3 protein-coding genes are annotated in these 8,052 nt (G+C 74.8%); 1 reads left to right on the forward strand and 2 read right to left on the reverse strand.

What is annotated here, in order from left to right; genetic code table 11:
• The first annotated feature begins 143 nt into the window (after window positions 1–143).
• Window positions 144–2,000, forward strand: a complete 1,857-nt coding sequence (locus tag Ate02nite_RS41485; protein ID WP_203813428.1) for an AfsR/SARP family transcriptional regulator — start codon at window positions 144–146, stop codon at window positions 1,998–2,000.
• Here the strand turns inward: Ate02nite_RS41485 and Ate02nite_RS41490 are convergent.
• Complete coding sequence (locus tag Ate02nite_RS41490; RefSeq protein WP_203813429.1) at window positions 1,917–4,934, reverse strand: hypothetical protein; 3,018 nt, start codon at window positions 4,932–4,934, stop codon at window positions 1,917–1,919. The two genes, Ate02nite_RS41485 and Ate02nite_RS41490, sit on opposite strands and share 84 nt — an antisense overlap.
• The gene (locus Ate02nite_RS41495) at window positions 4,931–8,047 is read right to left on the reverse strand and encodes an AAA family ATPase (protein WP_203813430.1); all 3,117 of its coding nucleotides are present in this window, start codon (window positions 8,045–8,047) and stop codon (window positions 4,931–4,933) included. Before Ate02nite_RS41495 ends, Ate02nite_RS41490 begins: the two co-directional genes overlap by 4 nt.
• Window positions 8,048–8,052 lie beyond the last annotated feature (5 nt).

The raw sequence follows: 8,052 nt of genomic DNA on the forward strand, positions 1-8,052 counted from the left end.
CATCGCCGGGCGGAAGCCTAGGAAGAACCCTCTGATCAACCTCTGACCGAAATCTGAACGGCGCGGTGATAGTCACAGTCCTGTCAGGACCCATCGAATTGAAACAGTGCGATGGAATACTCACGGTGATCAAGGAGGCGACGTTGGAACCTGGGGCGACGAACGTCGCGCTGGCGGTGCTCGGGCCGGTACGGGCCTGGCGCGGCGGCACGGAACTGCAGGTAGGCGGCCCGCAGCGACGGGCCGGCCTGGCGTTGCTGCTGGCCGGTGATGGTGAACCGGTTCATCTGGATGTCTTCTTCGAGGCACTGTGGCGGGGCGACCCACCGGCCTCGGCGGCCAACGTCGTGCATCGGTTGATCAGTGCTCTTCGTCACGCTCTGGAGCCGTCCAAGGTGGCTCGCGAGGCCGGATCGCTCATCGCGAGGGTCCCTGGCGGCTACCGGCTGGCCACCACCCCGGAAACTCTCGACCTCACCTGGTTCCGGGCCTCGGTGCGCCGGGCCCGGATCCTCGCGGTGGCCGGCGAGCAGGGTCGCGCCATCGACGCGTACGCCAAGGGTCTGCATCTCTGGCAGGGGCCGGCCGCGGCCGGCCTCGATCCGGGCGTCCGCGCCCACCCGCAGATCGCCGCCCTCGACCGGGAGTGGGCCGAGGTGGCCCGGGTGGCCGCCGACCTGGCGCTGTCGGCCGGCCGCGCCGAGCGGGTCCTGCCGGTGGTGGCCCGGGCCGCGCACGCCCACCCGCTCGACGAGTCGCTGCAGGCCCGGCACGTGCTGCTGCTGTCGGCGAGCGGCCGGCGGGCGGCTGCCCTGGACACGTACGCCGAGGTCCGCCGCCGCCTCGCCGACGAACTCGGCCTGGACCCGGGTGAGGAGTTGCGGGCCGCCCAGCGCGAGGTGCTGATCGCCGCGTCCGCCCCGCCGCCCCGCAAGCGCACCCCCGCGCAGATCCCGGCCGCGCTGCCCGGCTTCACCGGCCGGGCCGTCGAGCTGGCCGCAATCGGCGAGGCCGCCGAGCCGGGCGGGTCGATGCCGGTGATCGCGGTCAGTGGGATGGCCGGCGCCGGCAAGACCGCCCTCGCGGTGCAGTGGGCGCACACCGCCGCCGACACCTACCCGGACGGTCAGCTCTACGCCGACCTGCGCGGATTCGGGCCGGCCGAGCCGCTGCCGCCGGCCGACGCGCTGCGCGACTTCCTCAGCGCCCTCGGCGTCCGCGAACCGGAGATGCCGGCCGGCCTGGACGGCCGCGCGACCCTGTTCCGCAGCCTGCTCTCCGGCCGCCGGGTGCTGGTGCTGCTGGACAACGCCCGGGACGCCGCCCAGGTGCGGCCGCTGCTGCCCGGCTCGCCCGGCTGCCTGGCCCTGGTGACCAGCCGCAACCCGATGACCGCCCTGGTCGCGGCGGCCGGCGCCCGGGTGGTGCGACTCGACCCGATGACCGCCGGCGACGCCCGCGACCTGCTCACCGCCCGGATCGGCAAGGCCCGGGTGGACGGCGAGCCGACCGCCGCCCGGGAACTCGTGCACGCCTGCGGCCGGTTGCCGCTGGCCCTGGCGATCACGGCGGCCCGCGCGGCCGTGCACCGCTCGATGCGGCTCGCCGAGTTGGCCGCCGACGTCACCGGGCACGGCCTGGACGCGTTCACCGAGGCCGGCGAGGACCTGCGTACCGTCTTCTCCTGGTCCTACCGCACCCTGCCGGCGCCGTCGGCCCGGCTGTTCCGGCTGCTGGCGCCGCACCGCGGCGCCGAGATCACCGTCCCGCTGGCCGCGTCGGCGGCCGGGGTGACCGAGCGCGAGGCCCGCACCCTGCTGCGCGACCTGACCGGCGCACACCTGCTCAGCGAACGCCAGCCCGGCCGCTACACGATGCACCCGCTGCTGCGGCTGTACGGCGCCGAGCTGGAGCCGTCACGCGACGACCTCGTCGCGGCGGTAGGCCCGCCCGGCCTCGTCGACCCCGGGCGCTTCGGCGGCCTCGGCCCGCTCGGCTGACCCGGCCGCGACGGCCTGCAGCCGAGCCAGCACCCGGTCGGTGCCGGGCCGTCCCGGCCCGGTGTCGCAGAGCAGCACCCGACCCTCGTCGACGCCGAGCACCACGAACCGGGTGGCCGGCGGGAACAGCGCGGCCGGCTCGTCCCCGCCGAGCTTCCCGAGCCGCCGCGCGCTGACCGACCAGATGACGAACTCGGTGCAGCCCGCGCTCGGCTTGCCGGCACTCAGATGCACGTCGAGAAAGCCGGGTTCGACCAGCTCGGCGCCGGTCCGGTAGGCCGCGGTCTGCTCGGCGGTGAGCCGCCCGGTGCGGTAGACCGGCCCGAGCACCGCGGGCATAGCCTTCAGTCCGTAGGCGGCACCACGCGCGACAACCGCGGCGTCGTCCGCCCCGCGCCCGGTCCGCAGCGCCTTGTTGACCTGCTCGCGTTCCCCCGCGCAGTAGGCCCGCAGCGCGACCAGCCCCGCCACCAGCTCCACCGAGTCAGAGGCGGCGCGCAGCCCGGGTTGCTCGGCCAGCGTCCGGACCACCACCCGGGCATGCGTGTCGTAGCGCCCGGACAACACCGTGCGCAGCCGGGGCCGGTCATCGGCGGTCCAGTCGCTGGCGCTGATCCACAGCGGCCGCCCAACGCTCGGCCTCGGCGCGAGCACCGGCTCCGGCGCGATTGCCGCCTCGACCACCGCGTCGGTTCCGCTTCCCGCCTCGGTCGCGCTTCCCGCCTGCGTGGCGCTTTCCGCCTGGGTTCCGCCTTCCGCGTCGGTTCCGCTTTCCGCCTGGGACCCGCTTTCCGGCCCGGCCTGCGCCTCCGGCGCATCGCCGACAGCCAACGCGGCCACATTTTCCCCAGGCCCGGGCGCCGCGCCTTCCGCCTCCGCCGCAACAGCTTCCACCAGCCGAGGTACGGGTACGGGCACCGCAACCGCCCCCGCCTCCGCCGTCGGATGAGGCGTGAGCAGCGCAATCATCGCGGCGCTGACCGGTTCCGGCCGCCGAGCCACCACCGCGACGGCTGGCTTCCGAGCCGCCCCCGAGTCCCCGGCGGGCTTTCGCCCCGCCTCATCCGCCACCGACGGCGCCTGGTCCGGCACCTCCGCCGGATTCCGCACCTGCTCCAAGCCGTCCGCCACCGACCGCGCCTCGTCCGAGGCCTGCACCGGATTCCGCACCTGCTCCAAGCCATCCGCCACCGACCGCGCCTCGTCCGAGGCTTGCGCCGGATTCCGCACCTGCTCCAAGCGATCCGCCGACGACCGTGCTGGAGCCGGCGCCTCCGCAGGATTTCGCGCCTGGTCCGATGCCTGCGTGGGATTCCGCGTTTGGTCTGAGCCGTCCGCCGCGCCATCCGACTGATCCGAATCAGGCGACGGCTTCTGCGCCCGGTCCGGGCCAGGCGCGAGCTTCTGCGTTTGGTCCAGGGTCTCGGCCGCGCGCTGGGCCTGATACGGCCCCTCGGCCGGGCCCTGCGCACGATCCAGGCCACCCGTCGGAATCGGAATGATCGACGGAACCGGCGACTTGGTCGGGGCCGCAGCCGACGCCGGTCCGGCGGTGGGGGCCGACAGCGGCACCGGCGCCTCTTGGGGCGGCGGAGCCGCCTGCTTCCCGCGCTTCGGCAGACGGAGAGCGACCGAGTTCGCGGGGCTGAGAGTCGGCACCGCCACCGGTCGCGGCGTCTCCACCGTGGGCGCTTCGCCGAGCGCGGGCGCCGCGCCGGCGCCCACACCGCGCGCAGCCCGGCCTCGGCGCTCCGGGGCGGGCCGGACCTCAACGGTAGGCGAATCCGCAAGCCGAGGCGCCGTGGGCGGGGAGCCAGTCGCCCTAGGACCGGCCGCCCCAGGACCGCCCAGCCCAGGACCGTCCAGCCCAGGACCGCCCAGCCCAGGACCGCCCGCCCCAGGAGCGCCCGCCCCAGGAGCCGCATAACCGGGACCGCCCAACCCAGGCGCCGCGGAACCAGGAGCGGCTGTGGCTGGGGCGGCGGAGATCGGCGCGGGGGAAACGGGGGCGGCGGAGGCTGGGGCGGCGGAGATCTGGGGGTGGTTTTCGGGGGTTTCGGGGACCGGGAGGATGGGGCCCAGGGGGTCGGGGTCGGGGTTCCCGGGGGTCCAGCAGAGGAAGTCGGTGGTGGTGGTCAGGACGCCGCTCCAGCTGACCGACATCTCGCCCGCCGGGCTCACCACCGGGACGCCGAGGGCGTCGGCCAGTTCGGCCAGCAATTTCGGCTGGTCGGGCAGGCCGTGGCCGAACACGACGACCGAGCCGACCGGGCCGGTGGGGCCGGACAGCCGGGCGGTCAGCAGCTCGGCGAACGGGGCCGCCGGGTAGGGCAGGCCGGCCACCAGGAAGCCCTCCGGGCCGGCGTCCACCTCGATCAGCGGGCCGGCCAGGGCGCGGCCCGAGCCGACCGGGGACGGCACGGTGGCGAACGTCCAGCCGCCGGCCGTGCGGATGCCGCGGTGCACGGGAATGGTCGGGGTCGGCCGCAGCACCACCGGGCCGGCCGAGGACGGAGGCAGGCCGTCCCAGGGGTCCTCGTAGACCGAGGTGCCGTCGGGGCTGCAGGTCACCCAGCGCGCCGGGCCGGTGCCGTCGTAGAGCGGGCCCAGCGGCACGGTCACCGGCACCCGGAGCTGTTCGGCCAGGCCGTGGGCGGCGTTCACCGCGCGTACGCCGCTGGCGATGTCGCCGCCCAGCAGAACCAGGCGCACGCCGGGCGAGCCCGGGAAGTGGTCGGTGACGATGGCCGGCAGGACGGCGAACAGGCCGGGGTTCGCGTTGGCGGCGGCCGTGCAGACCACCACGGCCGGGCCGGGCGGCAGCGCGGTGGCGAAGTCCCGCCCGGCGTCCGGGGGCTCGCCCTCGGCGCGCACGACGACGGTCGCGCCGACGTTGCGGGCCAGGAGCGCCGGGGGCCGGGCGGGGGCGGTCACGACGGCACCGCCACCGCTACGTCCTGCGGGAGCAGGGTGCGCAGGTCGTCGACAGTGGAATTGCCGGAGGCCCGCAGCCGGCGGGACTGGCGGGTGATGACTTCTTCGAGCACCTGACGGGCGTACCGTCCATTGCCGAAGGCCTTTCCGCGCGGGACCGACTCGAAATGGTCTCGCAGCGCCTGCAGGGTGTTTCCGGCGCATTCGTAACCGGAGCCGCGGGCCAGGTTCTCGAAGATGGCCACCAGGTCGTCGGCGGAGTAATTGGCGAAGTGGATCCGGCGGGTGAAGCGGGACTGCAGGCCGACGTTGGCGGCCAGGAAGCGACTCATGTCGTCCTCGTAACCGGCCGCGATGACCACCACGTCGTCACGGTGGTCCTCCATCAGCTTCATCAGGGTTTCGATGGCCTCCCGGCCGAAGTCCTGGCCTCCACCGGCCGGGGCCAGAGTGTAGGCCTCGTCGATGAACAGCACGCCGCCGAGCGCCCGTTCGAAGACCTCCCGGGTGCGCTGCGCGGTGTGCCCGATGTACTCGCCGACCAGGTCGGCGCGGGCGGCCTCGATCAGCTGGCCGCGAGGCAGGGCGCCGAGCGCGGCCAGAATCTCGCCGTAGAGGCGGGCCACCGTGGTCTTACCGGTGCCGGGCGGGCCGGAGAAGACCAGGTGGCGGGAGACCGAGGCGGCGGGCAGGCCGGCCCGGACCCGGGCGCGGGTGGTCTCGAGCAGGTCGATGAGCTCGGCGACCTCGCGTTTCACCTCGGACAGGCCGATCATCCCGTGCAGACGTTCGAGCAGCCGGTCGACGGTGGCCGACCGCTTGTCGTCGGCAGCGGCGGTGGGCTTGGTGATGCCGAGGTCGTCGGGGAGCAGCTGGGCGAGCTCGATGCCGGACGACGACGAGGACTGGGCGAGCCGGAACGCCTGCCGGCCGATCATCTCCTCGAAGACCTGCCGGGCGACCCGGGCGTTGCCGAAGTGCGCGTTGCGCGGGATGCCGTCGAAATGCTCGGACAGTGCGGTGCGGGTCTCGTACTCGAGGCTGTAGTGGTGGGTGCTGCACATCCGCTCGACGATGGTGACCAGCTCGGCGGTGGAGTAGCTCTCGAACTCGATGGTCTTGGCGAACCGGGAGGCGAGACCCGGGTTGCTGGCCATGAACGTCTTCATCTGGTCGGAGTAACCGGCGACGATCACGACCACCTCGTCGCGGTGGTCCTCCATCAGCTTGACCAGGGTGTCGATGGCCTCGCGGCCGAAGTCGTGGCCGTTACCCCCGTCGATCGGGGCGAGCGTGTAGGCCTCGTCGATGAACAGCACGCCACCGATCGCGGCCTGGAACTTCTCGGTGGTCTTCACCGCGGTGCCGCCGACGTGCTCGGCCACCAGGTCGGCGCGGGCCGCCTCGATGAGCTGCCCGCCCGGCATCACCTTCAGGGCGGCCAGGATCTCGCCGTACAGGCGGGCCACGGTGGTCTTACCGGTGCCGGGGGCGCCGGCGAACACCATGTGCCGGCTCATCGGGGGCAGCGGCAGCCCGGCCGCGGCCCGGCGCTGGCTGACCCGGTGCAGGCCGACCAGGGTGGCCACCTCGCGCTTCACCCCGGCCAGGCCGACCAGCGCGTCGAGCTGGGCGAGCAGCGGCGCGGCGGTGTCATCCCCGGCCGGTTCGGCGGCCGGGGCAGCTGCCGGGGCGGCGGCCTCGACCGCTTTTGGCCGTACGGAGGTGCCGGTCACCTGGACGTCCGGGCCGGCCTCGTTGACCACCGCATCGGCACCGTTGTCGAGCAGTTCGCAGCCGAGCACCCGGCCACGGGAACCGGGCGCGAACCGCACCGGCGGCCCGGAGCAGTCGTGGATGCGGGAGTTGCGCACGGTCAGCTCACCGCCGGCCAGCGCGAGCAGCCCGGCGACACTGGCGCCGCTGATGTCGGCGGCGGTAACGACCGCTTGGGCGCGCGCTCCCACCCGTACCCCCCAAGGCGCACCCTCGATGCGTGCCTCGTCCGCGATGAGCTCGGCCCCGTCGGTGGCCTCGAGGCCGGTCGCGAAGCGGCCGCCGCGCACCTTGGCCCGCGCCTCGCCCTCGGCCCGGACCGACCCGCTCGCGGTCACCCCGGTGAGTTCGACCCGGGCGCTGCCGTGCGCCAGCACCGATTCCAGTTCCACCTCGGTGAACGTGCCACGCGATTCCTCGCCGAGGTCGACGCCGCCGCTCCGGCCACCGGTCAGCCGCAGTACGGCGGTGCCGGCGACGGTGGCGCCGGGCGTCCGGCAGGCGGACGCCTCGACGACGGCCTGGGCCGCGACGAACAGGCCGTGCCCGGCCACCTCGACGATCGTGCAGTTCCGCAGCACGGTCTTGGCGCCCCCGGCGGCGACGAAGCCGTGCCCGGCCGCGCCCCGGACCGTGCAGTCCTCGAACGCGGGTGTGCCCTCGACGACCGCGATCCCGGCGCCGCCGGTGTCGTGCACCGTGGTGCCGGTCAGGATCGGGGATCCGCCGTCCTCGACGACCATGCCAGGCCCGTCGACCGGCCCGATGTCGCAGCCGTCGAGCCGGGCCCGGCCGCCGGTGGACAGCACGCCGACCCCGCGCACGTCGCTGATCGCGCAGCCGGTCAGCGCCGGGGTGGCGGTGCCGGCCAGCACGACGCCGGTGGTGGCGATGTCCTGCACGATGGTGTTCTCGACGCGGCCGGTGGTGTTGCCCTCGACGAGCAGGCCGGCCCCGGCCGGGGCGGTGAGCCGGCAGCCGGTGAGGTCGAGGACGCCGCCGCGGGCGTGCAGGGCCACCACACCGCGGCCGGCGATGTCGCAGTCGGCGAGCTTGAGAGTGCCGCCGGCCAGCTGCACGGCCGGCAGCTGCGGGCTGCCGCCGGCGAAGGCCAGGCCGCGTACGGCGGCGGTGCCCCGGGAGACGAACGCGGCGACCTGCTCGCCGCCGTCCACGGTGACCGTGCCGCGCCCGTCCTCGGCGACCAGCTGCACGTCGTGCCCGACGGTCAGCTGCTCGCGGTAGGTGCCGGGCTGCACGAGCACGGTGGCACCGGGCCCGGCGTCGGCCAGCGCCGCCGAGATGCTCGAGTAGCAGCCGGGCTCGGTCTGCGACACCGTGA

The sequence above is a fragment of the Paractinoplanes tereljensis genome (genome assembly GCF_016862435.1).
GTDB lineage: Bacteria > Actinomycetota > Actinomycetes > Mycobacteriales > Micromonosporaceae > Actinoplanes > Actinoplanes tereljensis.